The sequence below is a fragment of the Vibrio alfacsensis genome, assembly GCF_019670485.1.
Classification (GTDB): Bacteria; Pseudomonadota; Gammaproteobacteria; order Enterobacterales; family Vibrionaceae; genus Vibrio; species Vibrio alfacsensis.
Window position 1 is genome coordinate 1,010,119 of record NZ_AP024165.1, and the last position, 19,944, is coordinate 1,030,062.

15 protein-coding genes and 1 pseudogene are annotated in these 19,944 nt (G+C 44.8%); 14 read left to right on the plus strand and 2 right to left on the minus strand.

Features of this window, described 5'->3' with window-relative positions; translation table 11 throughout:
• The first annotated feature begins 3 nt into the window (after positions 1-3).
• The 8 genes from oppB (at position 4) to VA249_RS04675 (ending at position 8,755) form a co-directional block, all read left to right on the plus strand.
• The gene (gene oppB / locus VA249_RS04640; protein WP_211919717.1) at positions 4-924 is read left to right on the plus strand and encodes an oligopeptide ABC transporter permease OppB; all 921 of its coding nucleotides are present in this window, start codon (positions 4-6) and stop codon (positions 922-924) included.
• Positions 925-939: 15 nt separating this feature from the next.
• Entirely contained in the window at positions 940-1,842 is a 903-nt protein-coding gene (oppC, locus tag VA249_RS04645; protein ID WP_221069117.1) for an oligopeptide ABC transporter permease OppC, read from the plus strand.
• A gap of 30 nt (positions 1,843-1,872) precedes the next feature.
• Positions 1,873-2,844, plus strand: a complete 972-nt coding sequence (oppD, locus tag VA249_RS04650) for an ABC transporter ATP-binding protein (RefSeq protein WP_009707275.1) — start codon at positions 1,873-1,875, stop codon at positions 2,842-2,844.
• The gene (oppF, locus tag VA249_RS04655; protein ID WP_221069118.1) at positions 2,841-3,833 is read left to right on the plus strand and encodes a murein tripeptide/oligopeptide ABC transporter ATP binding protein OppF; all 993 of its coding nucleotides are present in this window, start codon (positions 2,841-2,843) and stop codon (positions 3,831-3,833) included. The genes oppD and oppF overlap by 4 nt, the downstream gene beginning before the upstream one ends.
• Before the next feature lie 240 nt (positions 3,834-4,073).
• The gene (locus tag VA249_RS04660; RefSeq protein WP_221069119.1) at positions 4,074-5,102 is read left to right on the plus strand and encodes an ABC transporter substrate-binding protein; all 1,029 of its coding nucleotides are present in this window, start codon (positions 4,074-4,076) and stop codon (positions 5,100-5,102) included.
• Positions 5,102-6,145: a histone deacetylase family protein gene (locus tag VA249_RS04665; RefSeq protein WP_221069120.1), complete on the plus strand. Its 1,044-nt coding sequence runs from the start codon at positions 5,102-5,104 to the stop codon at positions 6,143-6,145. Before VA249_RS04660 ends, VA249_RS04665 begins: the two co-directional genes overlap by 1 nt.
• 190 nt (positions 6,146-6,335) lie before the next feature.
• Positions 6,336-7,280, plus strand: a complete 945-nt coding sequence (locus VA249_RS04670; RefSeq protein ID WP_221069121.1) for a glutathione S-transferase family protein — start codon at positions 6,336-6,338, stop codon at positions 7,278-7,280.
• Positions 7,281-7,480: 200 nt separating this feature from the next.
• Positions 7,481-8,755, plus strand: coding sequence for an MgtC/SapB family protein (locus tag VA249_RS04675; protein ID WP_221069122.1), 1,275 nt, complete (start codon positions 7,481-7,483; stop codon positions 8,753-8,755).
• 91 nt (positions 8,756-8,846) lie between these two features.
• Here the strand turns inward: VA249_RS04675 and pta are convergent, their stop codons facing one another.
• On the minus strand, positions 8,847-11,012 hold the full coding sequence (gene pta / locus VA249_RS04680) for a phosphate acetyltransferase (RefSeq protein WP_128811239.1): 2,166 nt from the start codon (positions 11,010-11,012) through the stop codon (positions 8,847-8,849).
• Positions 11,013-11,146: 134 nt separating this feature from the next.
• Entirely contained in the window at positions 11,147-12,343 is a 1,197-nt protein-coding gene (locus tag VA249_RS04685; RefSeq protein WP_221069123.1) for an acetate kinase, read from the minus strand.
• Between the two features lie 345 nt (positions 12,344-12,688).
• Between VA249_RS04685 and yfbV the strand changes: the two genes are divergently transcribed.
• The 6 genes and pseudogenes from yfbV to VA249_RS04715 all read left to right on the plus strand — a co-directional run bounded on the left by yfbV (position 12,689) and on the right by VA249_RS04715 (position 19,884).
• Entirely contained in the window at positions 12,689-13,141 is a 453-nt protein-coding gene (gene yfbV / locus VA249_RS04690) for a terminus macrodomain insulation protein YfbV (protein WP_211919708.1), read from the plus strand.
• A 442-nt stretch (positions 13,142-13,583) separates the two neighbouring features.
• Entirely contained in the window at positions 13,584-14,549 is a 966-nt protein-coding gene (locus tag VA249_RS04695) for an ABC transporter substrate-binding protein (RefSeq protein ID WP_221069813.1), read from the plus strand.
• Between the two features lie 70 nt (positions 14,550-14,619).
• Positions 14,620-15,555, plus strand: a complete 936-nt coding sequence (locus tag VA249_RS04700; protein ID WP_221069124.1) for an ABC transporter permease — start codon at positions 14,620-14,622, stop codon at positions 15,553-15,555.
• Complete coding sequence (locus tag VA249_RS04705; protein WP_221069125.1) at positions 15,552-16,346, plus strand: ABC transporter ATP-binding protein; 795 nt, start codon at positions 15,552-15,554, stop codon at positions 16,344-16,346. Before VA249_RS04700 ends, VA249_RS04705 begins: the two co-directional genes overlap by 4 nt.
• Before the next feature lie 140 nt (positions 16,347-16,486).
• Positions 16,487-18,312 (plus strand): annotated as a pseudogene (gene malZ / locus VA249_RS04710) (maltodextrin glucosidase).
• Positions 18,313-18,423: 111 nt separating this feature from the next.
• The gene (locus tag VA249_RS04715) at positions 18,424-19,884 is read left to right on the plus strand and encodes a diguanylate cyclase (protein ID WP_221069126.1); all 1,461 of its coding nucleotides are present in this window, start codon (positions 18,424-18,426) and stop codon (positions 19,882-19,884) included.
• The last annotated feature ends 60 nt before the right edge of the window (positions 19,885-19,944 follow it).

Here is a 19,944-nt window from a genome sequence, read left to right on the forward strand (position 1 = left end):
TTTATGCTTAAATTCATCGCAAAAAGGATATTTGAGGCGATCCCGACCATGTTGGTTTTGATCACCGTGTCTTTCTTTCTCATGCGTTTCGCACCGGGTAACCCATTCTCGAGCGAGCGTCCTTTACCGCCAGAAGTTATGGCGAACATTGAAGCCAAATACGGTTTAGATAAGCCAGTATTTGAGCAATATACCACCTACCTGACTAATGTTATTCAAGGTGACTTTGGACCATCGTTCAAATACTTAGATTACACCGTTAATGAGTTGATCGCGGTCGCATTGCCTGTTTCTGCAAAAGTCGGTTTTATTGCCTTTATTTTCACCGTTATTCTCGGCGTAACGATCGGCACAATCGCCGCACTCAAGCAAAATTCGTGGCTGGATTACACCATCATGTCTACTGCGATGGCCGGAGTGGTAATGCCATCTTTTGTGCTAGCGCCTGCATTGATTTATGTGTTCTCTTTGCATTGGAATTTATTCCCAGCGGGCGGGTGGCATGATGGCTCGTGGCAATATTTGGTGTTGCCAGTGATTGCCATGTCACTGCTTTATGTCGCCACGTTTGCTCGTATCACCCGTGGTTCAATGATTGAGACACTGAATAGTAACTTTATTCGCACTGCTCGTGCGAAAGGGTTGAGTTACCGTTACATCATCATTAAACACGCTCTAAAACCGGCGTTACTACCTGTTGTGTCATACATGGGGCCTGCGTTTGTCGGCATTATTACTGGTTCGGTGGTTGTTGAGACCATCTTTGGCCTACCTGGCATCGGTAAACTGTTCGTCAATGCCGCGTTTAACCGTGACTACTCGCTAGTGATGGGAGTGACCATTTTGATCGGTTTCCTATTTATTCTGTTCAACGCTATCGTTGATATTTTGCTAGCAATGATTGACCCGAAAATTCGCTACTAACAGGGAAGTATGGTTATGTTAACGAAAAAAGAGAATCTTCAAGCGGTCGAAAAATTTGCAGAGAATCTGGAAGTTGAAGGCCGCAGTTTATGGCAAGACGCCCGTATTCGCTTTATGCGCAACAAAGCAGCGATGGTGAGCTTGTTCATTCTTGCACTGATGACCCTTGCGGTTATCTTCCTGCCGATGATGGCACCTTATGCGTTTGATGACACAGATTGGTATGCGATGCATGTTGGTCCAAGTGCAGAGCACTGGTTTGGTACGGACAGTTTAGGTCGCGATCTTTACGTACGTACTCTCATTGGTGGGCGTATCTCACTGATGGTGGGTGTGCTAGGTGCATTGGTTGCGGTTGTGATTGGTACACTTTACGGTGCAGCTTCAGGCTTCATTGGCGGTAAAGTTGACCGTATCATGATGCGTATTCTTGAAATCCTGTACGCGGTTCCGTTCATGTTCCTAGTTATCGTACTAGTGACATTCTTTGGGCGTAACATCGTTCTTATCTTCGTTGCTATCGGTGCGATTGCATGGCTAGATATGGCTCGTATCGTACGTGGCCAGACGCTAAGCCTTCGTAGCAAAGAGTTCATTGAAGCGGCACACGTTTGTGGTGTGAGCAATTGGAAGATTATCACTCGCCATATCGTGCCAAACGTACTGGGTATTGTAGCGGTTTACTCAACACTACTTATCCCAAGCATGATTCTGACTGAATCATTCCTTTCATTCCTTGGTCTTGGTGTTCAAGAACCGATGACAAGTTGGGGCGCACTTCTACAAGAGGGGTCGCAAACAATGGAAGTCGCAATCTGGCAGCTGGCGTTCCCAGCGGCTTTCATGGTGGTGACTCTATTCTGTTTCAACTACGTCGGTGATGGCCTGCGCGATGCGTTGGATCCAAAAGACAGATAATTAAAATTAGAAAGAATAAAGGAAGCAATGATGAGTTTATTAGATGTCAAAGATCTGCGTGTCGAGTTTACTACCCAAGATGGTATCGTGACCGCAGTCAACGATTTGAACTTCTCCCTAAACCAAGGTGAAACCTTAGGTATTGTAGGTGAGTCGGGTTCAGGTAAATCACAAACCGTATTCGCTATCATGGGTTTGCTAGCGAAAAACGGAATCATTTCTGGCAGCGCGAAGTTCGAAGGTAATGAGATCCTAAATCTGCCAGAAAAAGCGTTGAATAAGGTTCGAGCAGAACAGATCGCAATGATCTTCCAAGACCCAATGACCTCACTGAACCCATATATGAAAGTGAGCGATCAGCTAATGGAAGTCCTGATGCTGCACAAAGGTATGGGTAAAGCCGAAGCGTTTGAAGAATCAGTGCGTATGCTTGAAGCGGTGAAAATTCCAGAAGCCCGTAAACGTATTACCATGTACCCACACGAGTTTTCAGGCGGTATGCGCCAACGCGTAATGATCGCAATGGCATTATTATGTCGTCCAAAACTGCTTATTGCGGATGAACCGACAACGGCGTTGGATGTAACGGTTCAAGCGCAGATCATGGATCTGCTTAACGAACTGAAATCTGAGTTTAATACCGCAATCATCATGATCACGCACGACCTTGGTGTCGTAGCGGGTTCTTGTGACAAAGTGCTTGTAATGTACGCGGGTCGTACCATGGAGTACGGCACAGTAAACGAAATCTTCTACAACCCAAGCCATCCTTATGCGGAGGGGCTATTGAAGGCTATTCCTCGTTTGGATACAGAAGGCGAGATCCTGCCAACAATTCCAGGCAACCCGCCTAACTTGCTTCGTCTACCACCTGGCTGTCCTTACCAAGATCGCTGCCACCGTGTGATGGATCGTTGTAAGCGTGAAGCACCAATCTTGACGCCATTTGGTGATGGTCGTCAGCGTGCATGTTTTTCTGAATGGGAGGCTTGGAGTAAATGAGTACAGATAAAAAGCTAATTCTGGATGTATCTGATCTGAAAGTTCACTTCAGCATTGCATCAAAATCTGCGTGGCCTTGGTCAAAACCTTCAAGCCTAAAAGCGGTAGACGGTGTAAACGTTCGCCTATATGAAGGTGAGACTCTTGGGGTAGTTGGTGAGTCTGGTTGTGGTAAATCGACGTTTGCTCGCGCCATCATTGGCCTTGTGGAAGCAACTGAAGGTGAAGTGGTTTGGTTGGGACAAGATCTGACGAAGATGAAAGACGTCCAACGCCGTGAAACGCGCAAAGAAATCCAAATGATTTTCCAAGATCCTTTGGCGTCTTTGAACCCGCGTATGACAGTTGGCGACATCATCGCTGAGCCACTAGAGACGTTTTATCCAGAACTGACGAAGCAAGAAGTCAAAGATCGCGTGAAAGAGATGATGACAAAAATAGGCCTGTTGCCGAATGTTATCAACCGTTACCCGCACGAGTTTTCTGGCGGTCAGTGTCAGCGTATCGGTATTGCTCGTGCGTTAATACTGAAACCTAAGATGATCATCTGTGATGAGCCTGTATCCGCATTGGACGTATCTATCCAGGCTCAGGTGGTTAACTTGCTGAAAGAGCTTCAAAAAGAACTTGGTTTATCGTTGGTATTTATCGCCCACGACTTGTCAGTTGTGAAGCACATCTCTGACCGTGTACTGGTTATGTACTTGGGCAATGCCGTTGAACTGGGTGAAGCTGAGGCGCTATTTGCCGATCCCAAACACCCATATACGCGTGCATTGATGTCGGCAGTGCCAATCCCAGACCCAGAGCTTGAACGTAACAAAAAAATTCAAATGCTGGAAGGGGATTTGCCATCGCCAATCAATCCACCATCAGGCTGTGTGTTCCGCACCCGCTGTCCACAAGCAACGGACGTGTGCTCCCAGACAAAGCCAAGTATCCAAGGCACTGATATCCATGCCGTGTCTTGCCTACACGTTGAAGTGTAATTAAATTCAGCCTGTGACGGGCTTAAGCGCGACTCCTTTGTTCGGGTCGCGCTTTTTTTATACCTACCATTTTAGCAAGCACTAAAATTATTAAATGTCCACATAATAGGTAAGGTCTATTGATAATTGTGAGCAATATCAACTATTAGGGCTAGGCAGTCTTGCTATACCGAATCTACTGCTATTTAATCCGCGCGGCACAATTTCGTGTCATGACAAAATGATAGTATGTTAACGTAAATGAAAAATTCTCTTGTTGCTTCGGCCCTAGTTGGCCTTCTTTCTTCTTCTCCTGTTTGGGCTTCCACGACACTTAATATCTACAACTGGTCTGAATATCTTCCTCAGTCAATCATTGAAGATTTCACCAAAGAAACCGGTATTAAAGTTAATTACGCGACGTTTGAAAGTAACGAAACCATGTACGCTAAGCTAAAGCTTATTGATGGTGAGGGTTACGATATTGTCGTGCCATCGACGTATTATGTGTCCAAATTGGCGAATGATGGATTACTGCATCGCATCGACAAGTCTAAGATCGACTCTTTTTCACAGCTTGACTCAAGTATTATGAATCAAAGCTTTGATCCTCAAAACCAATACTCTCTGCCTTACATGTGGGGCAGTACAGCAATCGGTTATAACTCTGATGTGGTTGATGGTAGCAAATTAACCGGATGGGCAGACTTGTGGAACAGTGAATATGCCGGTCAACTTCTGCTCACCGATGATGTGCGTGATGTAATGGGTATGTCATTGATCTTAGGTGGTCACAGTGTGAACTCGCAAGATCCGAAAGAGCTGCAACAAGCGTTTGAACGTTTAACAAAGCTTAAGCCAAACGTGATGGTTTTTAACTCAGACGCACCTCACGTACCGCTTATCACGGGTGAAGTGAATGTTGGTATGCAGTGGAATGGCACCGCTTACCGTGCGCTTCAAGAAAACCCAGCAATTCGTTTTGTTTACCCACAAGAAGGGGCAATTTTCTGGATGGACAACATCGTTATTCCAGAAAAAGCACAGAATAAAGATGCCGCCTACGCTTTCATTAACTTTTTGCTAAGACCAGAGAACCAAGCTGAAGTGGTAAAAGAAATCGGTTATGCCGTGCCAAACCTACAGGCTCTCACTCATTTGCCAGCAGAGATTCGCGATAGTGAAATTATTTTCCCATCAGAAGATGTGAAGAAAAAAGGTCAATTTCTAGGTAGTGTTGGTGATGCTGTGGGTGTTTACGAGCGTTACTGGATGGAGCTGAAAAAGTAATGAAAGTTATCTATAGCGAAAAGCAGCGTTTGCATCGCGTTAAATACGAATTTCTTTCTGGCGAACCAACCCCTTGTTTTGAAAAGCCAGAACGTGCAGATATGGTATTGAATGCCATTGAACAGCACGGTGGTTTTAGCGTGATGGAGCCAAACAATTATGGCTCAGAGCCAATGACTTGGGTTCATACGCCTGATTACGTGGCTTTTTTGCAGTCGGCATGGTCGGAGTGGGAAGAGCGGTTTGGTAGTGAGCACGATGCGTCACCGTACTGTTTTGTTAGTCCACGTCATTTACGTCATCGTATTCCGAAAGATATCGAGGGTAAACTCGGCTACTACAGCTTTGATATGACCGCCGCAATCACGAAAACCAGCTGGGAAGCGATTCAATCAGCGGTCGATTGTGCGTTAACTGCCGCCGATCTTATTGCTCAAGGTGAGCAATCGGTATTTGCATTGTGTCGCCCGCCAGGCCACCACGCAGCACCTGATTTGATGGGCGGTTACTGTTATATCAACAATGCGGCGATTGCGGCAGAATCATTGCGTCGTCAAGGTAAGCAAAAAGTGGCGATTCTGGATGTTGATTACCACCATGGGAATGGTACGCAGAGCATTTTCTATGAGCGTGATGACGTGCTGTTTGTATCCATTCATGGCGATCCTGACTACGATTACCCGCATTACATTGGCTTTGCGGATGAAGAAGGTGAGGGAGCTGGCAAAGGCTTTAACCTGAATCTCCCGCTTCCTCAAGGTAAGACAGATTGGACGCTCTATGGTCCTGCGTTGCAAACGGCATTAGAGAAAATTAAACAGTTCGGTGCTGATGCTTTGGTGATCTCACTTGGGATGGATACTTATGAGCATGACCCAATCAGTTACTTTAAGCTCAACCGAGACAATTACGCAGAGATCGGTCGTCAGCTAGGGGCATTAAGCTTACCGACGCTGTTTGTGTTTGAAGGTGGTTATGCGGTTGATGACTTAGGTTACAACACCGTCGCGGTTCTTGATGGTTATATGAATCACGCCAAGTAATATTTGTGCTTCCACTTCACTTTCTGTCATGAGGTGGAAGCCTTGTCTTCTCAAGATTTTCTCTCTTCTGTTTTCTCTTTTTTATCTGTCTCATTTCAATATTTCGAACAAGTTCAGCGAATCTTTCCTATTTATTCTCTTTTCTCTCTTTTTATACTCTTAAGGAAAATATGATTTAGGAGTGCGAATAATGGGAAAGTTAGTCGATGGTGTATGGCATGATGTTTGGTACGACACCAAAGCAAGCAAAGGTCAATTTGTACGCGAAGATGCGGGCTTTCGTGACTGGATTGAAAATAAGTCAAATGCCAAGTTTCAACCAGAATCTGGCCGTTATCATCTCTATGTATCTCTCGCGTGTCCTTGGGCGCATCGCACTCTGATTTTTCGTCAATTAAAAGGTTTAGAGACACACATTGACGTCACCGTTGTATGCCCTGATATGCTCAGTGAGGGATGGCAAATGGGGTTGCCAGAACCCCTATTTGGCCATACTCGAATGCATCAAATCTATACACAAGCGAAGCCAGACTACACGGGCCGAGTTACCGTTCCTGTACTGTGGGATAAAAAGACCAATACCATTGTCTCTAATGAGTCTTCTGAGATCATTCGTATGTTTAATGCTGAGTTTAATGATCTAACGGGTAACAACGATGATTATTACCCAGAGCATTTGCGCGATGCCATTGATGAATGGAATGATTATATTTATCCAAATATTAACAATGGTGTCTATCGATGCGGTTTTGCTACCACGCAAGAAGCGTATGAAGAAGCCTTTGATTCGCTTTTCTCTGCGTTAGATAAGATTGATGCACATTTAGCGGCTCACAGATACTTGGCAGGCAATACCATTACCGAAGCGGATTGGCGCTTGTTTACCACGCTTGTTCGCTTTGATGCGGTTTATGTTGGTCACTTTAAATGTAATAAACAACGCATTGCCGATTATCCCAATATTCAGGGATACCTTAAAGAGTTATATCAAGTTGAGGGGATTGCCGAGACTACGGACTTTTACCACATTAAGCGACACTATTATTTTAGCCATACCGGGATCAATCCAACTCAAATCGTGCCAAAAGGGCCGTATTTAGACTTGGATACACCTCATGGGCGAGACATCATATAGATTCAAACTTTTCTAAAAAATGCTATGTAACCTCAATTCGGGATAAGAAAGTCTATATTGCTGAAAGACTACGGTTTTCGCGAGTTGCGGTTATGTAATATGGCGTTTTTCTTTTTCTCAATATCTATTTAGCATCACAGCTTATTCCTGAGATTCACATAAACTGATGATATAACAACCGATCTTTGTCGAGGTGGGGTATGGATATCAACGAGTTTGTCAGCGGTGATCATCAGATCTGGAATTTGTTTATAGCATTACTGCTCGGGGCGATTGTCGGTACGCAACGTGGTTGGGTAATGCGCAACAGTGTTGAGGGCAGTCGTGTTGCGGGGATTCGGACTTTTTCACTCGTTGGTTTGCTTGGTGGTTTAGTCGGTATTCTTGCCTCGATATACTCACCATTGTTACTTGGTTTTGCACTTATTGCGTTGGTGATTCTCGCTTGTATTGCTTTTATTGCTCAGCAAAAGAAAAGTGAAGATATCAGTATTACTGGCGTAGTCAGTCTTATTGTTACGTTTGTTTTGGGTAGCTTAGCGGTATCTGGTGAAGCGGTGCTCGCTGCGGCTGCCGCCGTTATTACTGCTGTGGTTTTGGATAATAAAAAAGAGCTGCATCAAGCACTACAGCGTCTTCAAGAATACGAACTTGATGCGGCACTGCGTTTGTTATTGATCTCTATTGTATTGTTGCCTCTTTTGCCAAATCAAGCGTATGGACCATGGGGAGCGCTTAACCCTTATGAGATTTGGTGGATGGTAGTGTTAATCGCCAGTATTTCATTTGTGGGTTATTTCGCCATCAAGATAGGTGGGACGAAACGAGGGATCTTATTTACTTCTGTCTTTGCTGGTTTGAGCTCCTCTACAGCATTAACGCTTCAATTTTCTCATCTGTCTCGTGAGCAGCCAAGCATTAGCCCGTTATTAGCAAGTGGGATCTTACTCAGTTGCGGAACCATGTTTCCTCGATTACTCATCGTATTGTCTGTTTTGAACCCTCAACTCGTTCGTTTGCTGTGGCCAATAGTCATGGCCATGATGATTGCATTGTATCTACCTGCTTGGTGGATATGGCGTAAAAGTGAGGTTGAGTCAGTTCAACAATCCAATAAGCAAACGAACCCACTCGCATTACAGTCAGCTCTGTTCTTCGGTGTGGTATTGGCTGTTATCATGTTGTTGTCTCATGCGTTGTCCAATTGGTTTGGCAGCGCAGGTGTATTGATATTGTCAGCGTTATCTGGGATTACCGATGTGGACGCCATCTCTCTTGCACTTGGACGACAAAGTACGCAGACGTTAAGCGTGACGACCGCAGCCCTTGGTATTTTGCTTGCCGCTTCAGTTAATACGATTGTGAAGATGGGGATGGTGGTGGCGATTGGCGATAGAGCGCTTTGGTCTAAAGTTGCACCAATCATGACGGGGTGTGTATTGTTTGGTGCCGCTTTGTTTTTGGTCATTTACTGATTTTTTAAAAGGCCTTTTAAGTTATTGATTTATTGAATCTAATAAAAAACCTCGCCGTGGCGAGGTTTTACTTTTGGAAGAAGCTAAGTTATTAGTTAACTGCTTTTTCGCGAGCTTGGTCAGCTTGATCAGCCTGAATCGCAGTTAGAGCAACTGTGTACACGATGTCGTCTACCAGTGCGCCGCGAGATAGGTCGTTAACTGGCTTGCGCATACCTTGCAGCATTGGACCGATAGATACTAGGTCTGCTGAACGTTGTACCGCTTTGTAAGTCGTGTTACCCGTGTTTAGGTCTGGGAATACGAATACTGTTGCTTTACCTGCTACTGGAGAGTTAGGCGCTTTAGAAGCAGCTACGTTTTCCATGATCGCTGCGTCGTACTGTAGAGGACCGTCGATCACTAGATCTGGACGTTTCTCTTGAGCAATCTTAGTCGCTTCACGTACTTTATCTACGTCTGCACCCTTACCAGATTCACCAGTAGAGTAAGAGATCATAGCAACGCGAGGGTCGATACCGAATGCCGCTGCAGAGTCAGCAGATTGGATAGCGATTTCAGCAAGCTGTTCCGCTGTTGGATCTGGGTTGATCGCACAGTCACCGTAAACCAATACTTGGTCAGGTAGTAGCATGAAGAATACTGAAGATACGATAGATGCATCAGGTGCAGTCTTGATGATTTGGAACGGAGGAACGATAGTGTTCGCAGTCGTGTGAACCGCACCAGAAACTAGACCGTCAACTTCGTCGTTCTCAAGCATCATTGTGCCTAGGAATACTGAGTCTTGTAGTTTTTCACGAGCAACGACTTCAGTCATGCCTTTCGCGCCACGTAGCTCAACAAGACGAGCAACGTAGTTTTCACGAACTGCGTCTGAATCGATGATCGTTACGCCAGCACCTAGTGTTACGCCTTGTTGCTCAGCAACGCGACGGATCTCTTCAGGGTTACCTAGAAGCACACATTCCGCAATACCGCGCTCAGCACAGATAGCCGCAGCTTTTACTGTACGTGGCTCATCACCTTCAGGAAGAACGATACGTTTACCGGCTTTACGAGCGAACTCAGTTAGCTGGTAACGGAATGCTGGTGGGCTTAGACGGCGAGATTTCTCAGTACCTTCCGTCATTGACTCAATCCAGTTGCCATCGATGTGACCTGCAACGTGCTCATTGATGAACTCGATGCGCTCTTTATCGTCAGCTGGAACTTCTAGGCTGAAGCTTTGTAGGTTCAGAGAAGTCTGCCAAGTGTTACCTTGTGCTTTGAAGATCGGTAGACCCGTCTCAAATGCTGGCTTACATAGACCAACGATCTCTTGAGGGATATCGTAGCCGCCAGTTAGAAGAACCGCACCAATCTCAACGCCATTCATTGCTGCAAGTGCTGCTGCAACGATTACGTCTGGACGGTCTGCTGAAGTAACAAGTAGAGAACCTGGTTTGAAGTGCTCAATCATGTTTGGCAGAGAGCGTGCACAGAAAGTGATGCTCTTAATGCGACGAGTCGCGATATCACCTTCGTTGATGATGTCAGCATTTAGGTGCTGAGCCATATCAACTGCGCGAGTAGCTATCAGATCGATGCTCCATGGCACGCAACCTAATACACGAATTGGAGAAGTGTTGAAGATTTCCATCACTTTCATTTCGTTTTGCTTCGCGCTGTCTGCATCGTCAAAGATTTCAGATAGGTCAGGGCGAGTGCGGCCAGCTTCGTCAACAGGTGCGTTTAGCTTGTTGATGATTACGCCAGAGATGTTTTTGTTCTTAGTACCACCGAAGTTAGAACATGCAACTTCGATACGCTCTTTAAGTTGAGCTGGGTTATCTGTGCCTGGAGTAGCAACAAGAACAATTTCAGCGCCAAGCGTCGCCGCGATTTCTGCGTTCACTTGGTTAGCGAATGGGTGCTTACGAGTTGGTACTAGACCTTCGATAAGTGTTACGTCTGCATCTTTGTTGATTTGGTTGTAACGCTCAACAACAGTTTCTAGCAGTTCGTCCATGTTGTCGTTACCAATTAGGCTTTCAGCAACAGACATCGCCATAGATTGACCGATCTTCATATCGCTGTTGTAGCCAACGATAGTTGAAGTTAGATCAGGTTGATCACCGCCAGAACGTGGCTGTGAAATTGGTTTGTAGAATGAAACCTTAACGCCTTTGCGCTCCATAGCGCGAAGAACACCCATACTTACGCTAGTTAGACCAACACCAGCGCTTGTAGGGATAAGCATAATAGTACGAGACATTCGTAGAGTACCTTTAGCTATTGGGGGATAAAAGCTCAACTCTTATTCTGTGAGATTTAGAGAATAGGAGTTGAGCCCCTAAAAAATTCTTTGGAAGAAAAACTGGCTAGCCGATGGCTAGCCAGTTAATTCGATTAAAGACCTGCTAGACGAGCAGTGTCTTCAGCAATTACTAGCTCTTCGTTAGTAGAGATAACCATTGCTGGGATGCGGCTGTTTGCAGTAGTGATAGTACCTTCACCACCGAAACGCGCTTTAAGGTTTGCTTCGCTGTCTACTTCGATACCGAAGATAGCTAGACGGTTAAGAACCATTTCACGGATTGGGCCAGAGTTCTCGCCGATACCGCCAGTGAACGTGATTGCGTCTAGACGACCTTCCATAGAAGCTGTGTAACCTGCTACGTACTTAGCTAGACGGTGACAGAACACGTCCATTGCACGAGTCGCTTCTTCTTTCTCACCGTAGTTGTCTTCAACGAAACGACAGTCAGAAGTCACTTCAGTTAGACCAGCAAGACCAGACTCTTTAGTTAGCATGTTGTTGATTTGTTCAACAGAGTAACCTAGAGCGTCGTGTAGGTGGAAGATGATAGCTGGGTCGATGTCACCACAACGAGTACCCATTACTAGACCTTCAAGAGGAGTTAGACCCATAGAAGTATCTACAGATTTACCGTTCTTGATTGCACATACAGAAGCGCCGTTACCTAGGTGACAGTTGATGATGTTTACTTCTTCAACTGGCTTGTCTAGTAGGTTAGCAACTTCACGAGTGATGAATAGGTGTGAAGTACCGTGCATACCGTAACGACGGATGCCGTGCTCTTTGTATAGGTTGTATGGAAGAGCGTATAGGTAAGACTCTTCTGGCATAGTTTGGTGGAACGCAGTGTCAAATACAGCAACGTTTTGTAGACCAGGGAAGTTTACTTTAGCCGCTTCGATACCGATTAGGTGCGCTGGGTTGTGAAGAGGTGCAAATGTAGCAGCGTCTTGAATACCCTTTAGTACTTCATCAGTAATAAGTGCAGATTGAGTGAACTGCTCGCCACCGTGTACGATACGGTGACCGATAGCGCCTAGGTTAGCTTTAAGCTCTGGCTTAGAAGCAAGAATAGTTTCTACCATGAAAGATAGTGCTTCTACGTGAGCTGCGCCTGCACCTAGTTGAGCTTCGTGCTTGCCATCAAGTTTCCACTTCATACGAGCTTCTGGAAGACCAAGACACTCAGCAAGACCGGTTAGGTGCTCAGCACCAGTTTCTGCATCAACAACAGCAAATTTAAGAGAAGAACTACCACAGTTTAAAACTAAAACTAGCTTAGACATGTATGACTACCTGTTATTCGTCTGACAAAAAATCAGTTAAGGATGAAAATTAATCACAAGAATAGACGATACCAGCGAAGCTGCGTACCACTCTTGGTCAAAAATTGTTCTAAATCCGTATAAAGAAATAGTGATGAACCCATTCATCACTATGCAGCGATCCGTGCAGATAGGTCATCTCGGAGTTGCTTAAATTGTAAATAACGGCAACAATGAGATTGAGGGTCTGCAAAGGATAGCGATAATGGGCAATGATAACAAAAAATTTTTGAAAGAATATTAACTTTCATCAATTTTTTGCGCCTTCAGTTGATATGTTCAACTATTTTTTAGTGAGAGAGTGGTATGAGTAATAAAGTCGGATTGTTCCATAGCCTGAAAGATGGTCAAAGTTACATGGAGATCTGGCCGGTTCGCAAAGAGCTGAACGCCATTTTTCCAGAGCAACGCATAATCAAAGCGACTCGCTTTGGTATTAAAGTGATGCCTGCTGTTGCTGCGATCAGTGTTCTTACCCAGATGGCGTTTAATAACTATGACGCATTGCCACAAGCCATCGTCGTTGCACTGTTCGCAATTAGCATGCCTTTGCAAGGTATGTGGTGGTTAGGTAGTCGATCAAATACTAAATTGCCACCAGCGCTTGCATCTTGGTATCGAGAGCTGCATCAAAAAATTACTGAAACGGGTTTTGCACTGGAGCCTGCAAAGGCAAAACCACGGTATAAAGAGTTAGCGGTGATTTTGAATCGCGCGTTTCGTCAGTTAGATAAAGCATCACTAGAGCGTTGGTTCTAACTTTTTTTAGTCGTTATCTCACTGCTAGGTTGGCCTTGATAAGTCGACCAAATCATTTTTCATGTTGACACTGAACTAGTGGTCGTATTCATGACGACCGCTAGAAAGTCTCGTCAGAGTTTGCATCTTTGCTCCCTTTCAATTCAACTTCGGCTTTTGAATTTGCCGTATTCTCTTCTCTCTTCTCTCTTCTCTCTTATCTCTCCTCTCCATTCTCTCTGTTTACCTATATTTTCTGTTCGATAATATCAGTCTCGCGATCACATTTGTTACTTGTTTGTTAAATGCGCCTTTTCTTTTCCAACACTTAACGGTAATAATGATTCAAGAGATGCACAAAAAGTGCACAGGAATTTAAACGGTACTCTTATTTCTTCAATGAGAACGAGCCTATGTTCTAATGAAATGAGAGACAAGGATGGAGCTACATCAAGGAGATATGATGAAAACCAAACGACTATTCGCTACTGCTGCTTTAGCCATTACGGCTGCCATTTCATCGACTGCTGTTATTGCCAATACCGCAACGGTCGCCGTTTCTCAAATTGTTGAACATCCCGCTTTAGATGCCGCCAGACAGGGGTTGCTTGATGGACTGAAAGCAAAAGGGTATGAGCAAGGTAAGAATTTGGCATTTGATTACAAAACGGCTCAAGGTAACCCTGCTATTGCGGTTCAGATTGCGCGTCAGTTTGTGGGAGAAAATCCAGATGTACTGGTAGGCATTGCCACACCATCAGCACAAGCATTGGTATCCGCGACGCGTACTATTCCAATTGTGTTTACCGCGGTCACCGATCCTGTGGGGGCTAAGCTTATAAAAACGATGCAACAACCGGGTAAGAATGTAACGGGTTTATCCGATCTGTCTCCGGTTGCGCAACACGTTGACTTAATAAAAGAAATTATTCCTGCTGCGAAGACTATTGGTGTGGTCTACAACCCTGGTGAAGCCAATGCTGTGACCTTAGTGAAATTACTAAAGGAGAACGCGCAGGCAAAAGGGTTAACGGTTGTTGAAGCAACAGCATTAAAAAGTGCAGATGTGCAATCCGCAACTCAAGCTATTGCAGCGAAATCTGATGTTCTTTACGCACCGACCGACAATACGGTTGCCAGTGCTATTGAGGGGATGATTGTGGCGGCGAACCAAGCGAAAAAACCAGTGTTTGGCGGTGCGACATCTTACGTGGAAAAAGGCGCAATTGCAGGGCTAGGTTTTGATTATTACCAAGTCGGCGTACAAACTGCGAATTATGTTGCGGCTATTTTAGATGGGCAAGAGCCAGGAAAGCTTGATGCTAAAGTGGCGACGGGTTCTGATCTTGTCGTGAATGAAGGTGCTGCAACGAAATTGGGTATCCAGTTACCAAGCTCTGTTGTTAAACGTGCGACCAGCATGCAGTAAGCGTAGTTTTTAGGTCGGCGCTTACCGGCCTATTCTATGCGAAACCTAATTTGTGCAGAAAGGAGCAGTTATGTCTGCATTTGCTTTTTTTGGTGCGCTCGAGATAGGACTTATCTACGGCTTGGTCGCCTTGGGCGTTTACCTTACATTCCGTGTTCTCGATTTTCCCGATCTTAGCGTTGATGGCAGCTTTCCTATGGGGGCGGCTGTGGCGGCTACTGCGATTGTTGCAGGTATTAATCCTTGGGTCGCGACGGGCTTGGCGGTTATTGCTGGTGGGATGACAGGTTGGGTGACCGCTTTCCTTGCTGTTCGCTGTGGAATTCTTCATTTATTGGCTTCCATTCTTACCATGATTGCGGCGTTTTCCATCAACATTCGCATCATGGGTAAACCCAATATGGCGCTATTAGGTGAAGAGACGATTCTTACGCCTTTTGAAGCGATGGGTGATCCCATGTTTATTCGACCTCTCGTGGTTGGGATGCTTGTTCTGGTTTCAGCCTGGCTTGTCGTTCGTTTGTTAAACAGTGACTTTGGCCTTGGTCTGCGCGCCACGGGCGTTAATGCACGAATGGTCGCCGCTCAAGGTGCAAGTACCGGATTCTATACCTATTTTGGTTTAGCGCTCTCTAATGGTTTTGTTGGGTTTGCTGGGGCGTTGTTTGCTCAAACGAACAGTTTTGCTGATGTCACCTCAGGCGTGGGAACCATCGTTGTCGGCTTAGCTGCGGTAATCCTTGGGCAAACGTTGATTCCTGGACGGAAAATTTGGGTGGCGGTTTGCGCCGTCATTCTTGGGTCAGTGTTATACCGACTCGCTGTTGCGTTTGCGTTGAGTTCTGGCATGTTTGGTTTGCAAGCATCAGACCTTAACTTGGTGACGGCGTTATTGGTTGCCATTGCGCTTATCGCGCCAAAGATAAAACAATCCCTTAAAGCTAAGCAGCGCGTCATGGATGCGAAACAAGCGGCATCTAAAAATGGATCAGGAGAGGCACTATGATTGAACTGAATGATATCCAAGTGACCTTTAATCCCGGAACCATTTTAGAAAACAGGGCGTTGAAAGGTGTCTCGTTGGAAGTGCCAGAGCACCAATTTCTTACCGTAATTGGTTCAAACGGAGCCGGTAAGTCGACTCTTCTTGGTGCTGTTACTGGCGAAACGCCGATGATTGGCGGACAAGTCATCATCGATGGGCAAGATGTCACGCGAAAAAGTGTGGATCAGCGAGCAACGCAATGTGCGCGTGTGTTCCAAGACCCGTTGGCGGGTACCTGTGGTGACCTATCCATTGAGGAAAATATGGCTTTGGCCTACATGCGTGGTAAACGACGCGGCTGGGGTATGGCCCTATCATCAAAACGTCGAAAGTTGTTTCAAGATCGCATTAGTATCTTAGGCTTAGGTTTAGAAGATCGCTTAAGTGACAGCATTGGTTTGTTGTCTGGCGGTCAGCGGCAAGCGGTCAGTTTGGTCATGGCAACGCTGTCAGACAGTAAACTGTTGTTGTTAGATGAACATACGGCAGCGCTCGATCCTCGTATGGCCGCCTTTGTTATCGATTTAACCAAGCGAATTGTCAACGAATTTGATTTAACAGTAATGATGGTAACGCACTCTATGAAAGATGCACTAGCCTGCGGTGATAGAACCGTAATGCTCCATCAAGGTGAGATTGTCTTGGATGTAGCAGGCGGTCAGCGTGCCAATATGCAGGTCCCAGATTTGTTAGATATGTTTTCAAAAGTGCGCGGTGAAGAATTAGCAGATGATAGTTTGCTGCTGAACTAATTTTATTAACACTGCGTCTACGCCTACCAAGTGTGATCCTCCTTGTGAAAATGATCTATACGGTAATTTAAAAAGGAGGATTTTCAGGCAATTACTCTTTAATAAAATAGTGGAATATTCCAATACTAAGAGCACTTGCCATGACCCTTCCATTTATCTTCCATAGCCAGACATCAGATGGTTTGTCGTTTGATGGTGAAACGCTTACCGTCATTTTGAAAACTGAGAGTATCGCCTTTGATCGTGTACATGTTCGATGCGAACCTGACAATGAAGAATACTTGATTGAAATGTCCTTATGTGGGCAAGCTGGAGAGCTATTACTTTGGCAAGCGCAGTTTGCTGTAAACCTAGATCGGGATGTTACGCACTACGTTTTCAAGTTGGTAAAAGGCAGTCAGCAGTTTTGGCTCGATGGGCGTGGTGTACAAAAGCGAATGCCACCTAAAGAGTTTCATTTTAAGCTCAATACGCAGTCTCAGCCGCCGAGTTGGGTTCAAAAGCAAGTTTTCTATCAGATCTTCCCAGACCGTTTTGCAGCGAGCCAAGATGAACTCGCGATTCGCAAGGCTTACGCTCAGTACGACCCAGAGACCACGGTGAAATCTTGGGGCGAGGCGGTCGGCTCTCACCAAAACACCGGTGCCCGAGAGTTCTTCGGTGGCGATTTGAAGGGCGTTGAGCAGAAATTGGATTACTTGGATGAGTTGGGTGTCACGGCTTTGTACTTTAACCCTATTTTTTCCGCGCCAAGTAACCATAAGTACGATACGAAAGATTACCTTAATATTGACCCTATGTTCGGCACCAACGAGCAGTTTGCGGGGTTATGTGAAAAGATCCGAAGTAAGCAGATGAGGATTGTTTTGGATGCGGTATTTAATCATACATCTGTACATCATCCATGGTTTGATATCAAACAAGAAGCTCATGGGGCATATGGTCATCCTAAATCTGATTTCCGTGATTATTACTTTTTCGAGGGAGAATCTAACCGTTATATCGGTTGGAAAGGCATTGGGAACTTGCCGGTACTGAATTTTGAGAACGAGCAAGTACGCAACCAGATTTATCAAAGTGACGACGCAGTGATCAAGCATTGGCTTAAGCCGCCATATTCTGTTGATGGTTGGCGGTTTGATGTTATCCATATGCTCGGTGAGGGAGAGGGCGCAAAGAATAATGCCCATTATGTTGAAGCGTTTCGTCAGGCAACCAAGTCGATTAATCAGGAGGCCTATGTATTAGGTGAGCACTTTTTTGAAGCGACGCAATGGTTGCAAGGTGGGCAAGAGGATGGCGCGATGAACTATTATGGCTTTGCGCATCCTGTCAGAGCGTTAATCGCTAAGCAGGACATCATGTACGATCCTATCGATATCTGCGTGGGTGACTTTAAAGAATGGATAGATGAAGCCAGAGCCAAAATCCCGTTTGCTAATCAACTCTCTCAGTTGAATCAGTTAGATAGTCATGACACAGCACGCTTTTTCACGCTGTTGGAAGGGCATGAGAAAAAGATGAGTTTGGCGCTGAGATTCCTGATGACATATGTTGGGACACCTTGCCTTTATTATGGCAGTGAAGTTGGTTTAGAGGGGGCTTAGACCCGGATAACCGACGTTGTTTTCCTTGGAATGAGGTCGAAAACTCACAATGGTTAGGTCGGTACAAGCAATCTATCGCGATCAGAAAGCAATACCGTGCATTGCAATCAGGTAGTTTTCAATGGCTGTATGAATCCAAACAAACCGTGGTTTTTGCGCGTCAACTTGGAGAAGAAACGATCGTAGCAGCATTTAACTTCAGTGAAGATGTAGAATTGATAGACATTCCGTTATGGAAACTTGGTTTAAATGCTAAACACTTGATTCAAATTTGCGATTCAAATGAGAAAGTTAACTATGAGCGTCATATTTCTGTCAATATCCCAGCATTGACGTCCAAATTATGGCAACTGAAGTGACACCGGATAGTGAATTTATTACAATTTATGAATACATAAATAAAAAACTATAAACAACCCTTGAATGGCATATGCTGTTCAAGGGTCGGTATAAGGCAGTCGTGGTAATTAATGGGTAATCAAAGGCGATTCAGTTTCAAGTTTGTCATTTTCTTTCCGTTTTTCCTGTTTTGCGTCGTAATGGTCGTGACAGCAAAAAATTATTATGACGCGATGAATCGATATATTGATTTAGAATACGCACAAGTTGACCGTGCATTAGGTCGTGCCATTAAGGTGCTCACTGCTTTAGATTATAGTTTTGTCAATTACTCCAATCCAACGCATCCCTTATTCAAAGAACACAACCATATGTTGGAAAATGGTTTGTGTTACATATGGCCGATCGATGTGTTACTTCTAGAAAATACGCATTCTGGTGGCCTGCCTGCTGTTGAATTGGATTATATGATTGTGGGTCAAAAAGCGCTTTGCGAACCAGATAGTGAGCTATTTAAACTCGCTGAAAAAAAGGCGGGTTTTGCTCCCTCTCTTTCATTTTTGCATGATCTTGAGTCACATATTGTTGGTATTCATTACATCGATGAACACGGCTATGTCATTTCTTCCCCTGAAACTTATGCAAAGTACTTTACTCAAGAGTTATGGGATACGTTAAAAGCGAGGCCATTTTGGCAAAAAACGGCTCAAGATACCGTCAAAGTGACGATGTCCGGCCCCGCCCCGATGCTTGATCGTCACGAAGGTCAGGTTATTAGTTTAACGGTTCCTGTCTACCACGATGATCGACATCAAGGCGTGTTGTCGATAGATTTTGATGTTCAGGAGTTGCTTAAAACAACCAATAACCTTGCTGGACGCGTGCACCTAATTTCGAACGTAATGGCGCTGCCTGAAAATAGCACTCGTATCGAATCGATTGAAAATGATCGTTTGAGTGATAACCACACCTTGTATTATGAATATAATATGTGGGATGAAATCAAAAATCTTATGGTGTTCGAAAAATACAGTGTCGCCGTGGCTTTCTTTATTTATGTACTAAGTACAGTTGCATTGTTTTTGGTGAATGCGAGAACGGAACGTCGTTATTTTGAAAATTTGGCCGCAAAAGATCCAATGACAGGTTTGCTAAATCGCCGAGGCATGCAGACGGTATGGCGCAACAAAATGACCAAGAAAAACATAGCCCTAGCAGTATTTGATATCGACGATTTTAAATCCATCAATGACACTTTTGGCCATGATGTTGGTGATGATGCTATTCGTCTTGTGGCGGATTGCATTAAACACAATATTCGCCATTCTGATGTGGCTTCTCGTTTTGGTGGGGAGGAGTTTGTTGTGGCGATCTATGATGAAAACATTCAGAGTATGAAACGGATCCTAGAGCGAGTTTCGCAGTCTATCGTGTCAAGTTCAACGAAAGTGGTAGAGCAAGGCTTCACTGTCTCAGGTGGCGTGGTGTTTCAATCTTCGACGGAACTAGCAAGTTTTGATGAGTTATTCAAAGCTGCAGATGAGAAATTGTACCAAGCGAAAACAACGGGTAAGAACAAAATTTGCTATTAAGTTTACTTGATACGTCTTGTTCTAAAATATGGGACAGTTATCAAAAAGGGCGATTGAATC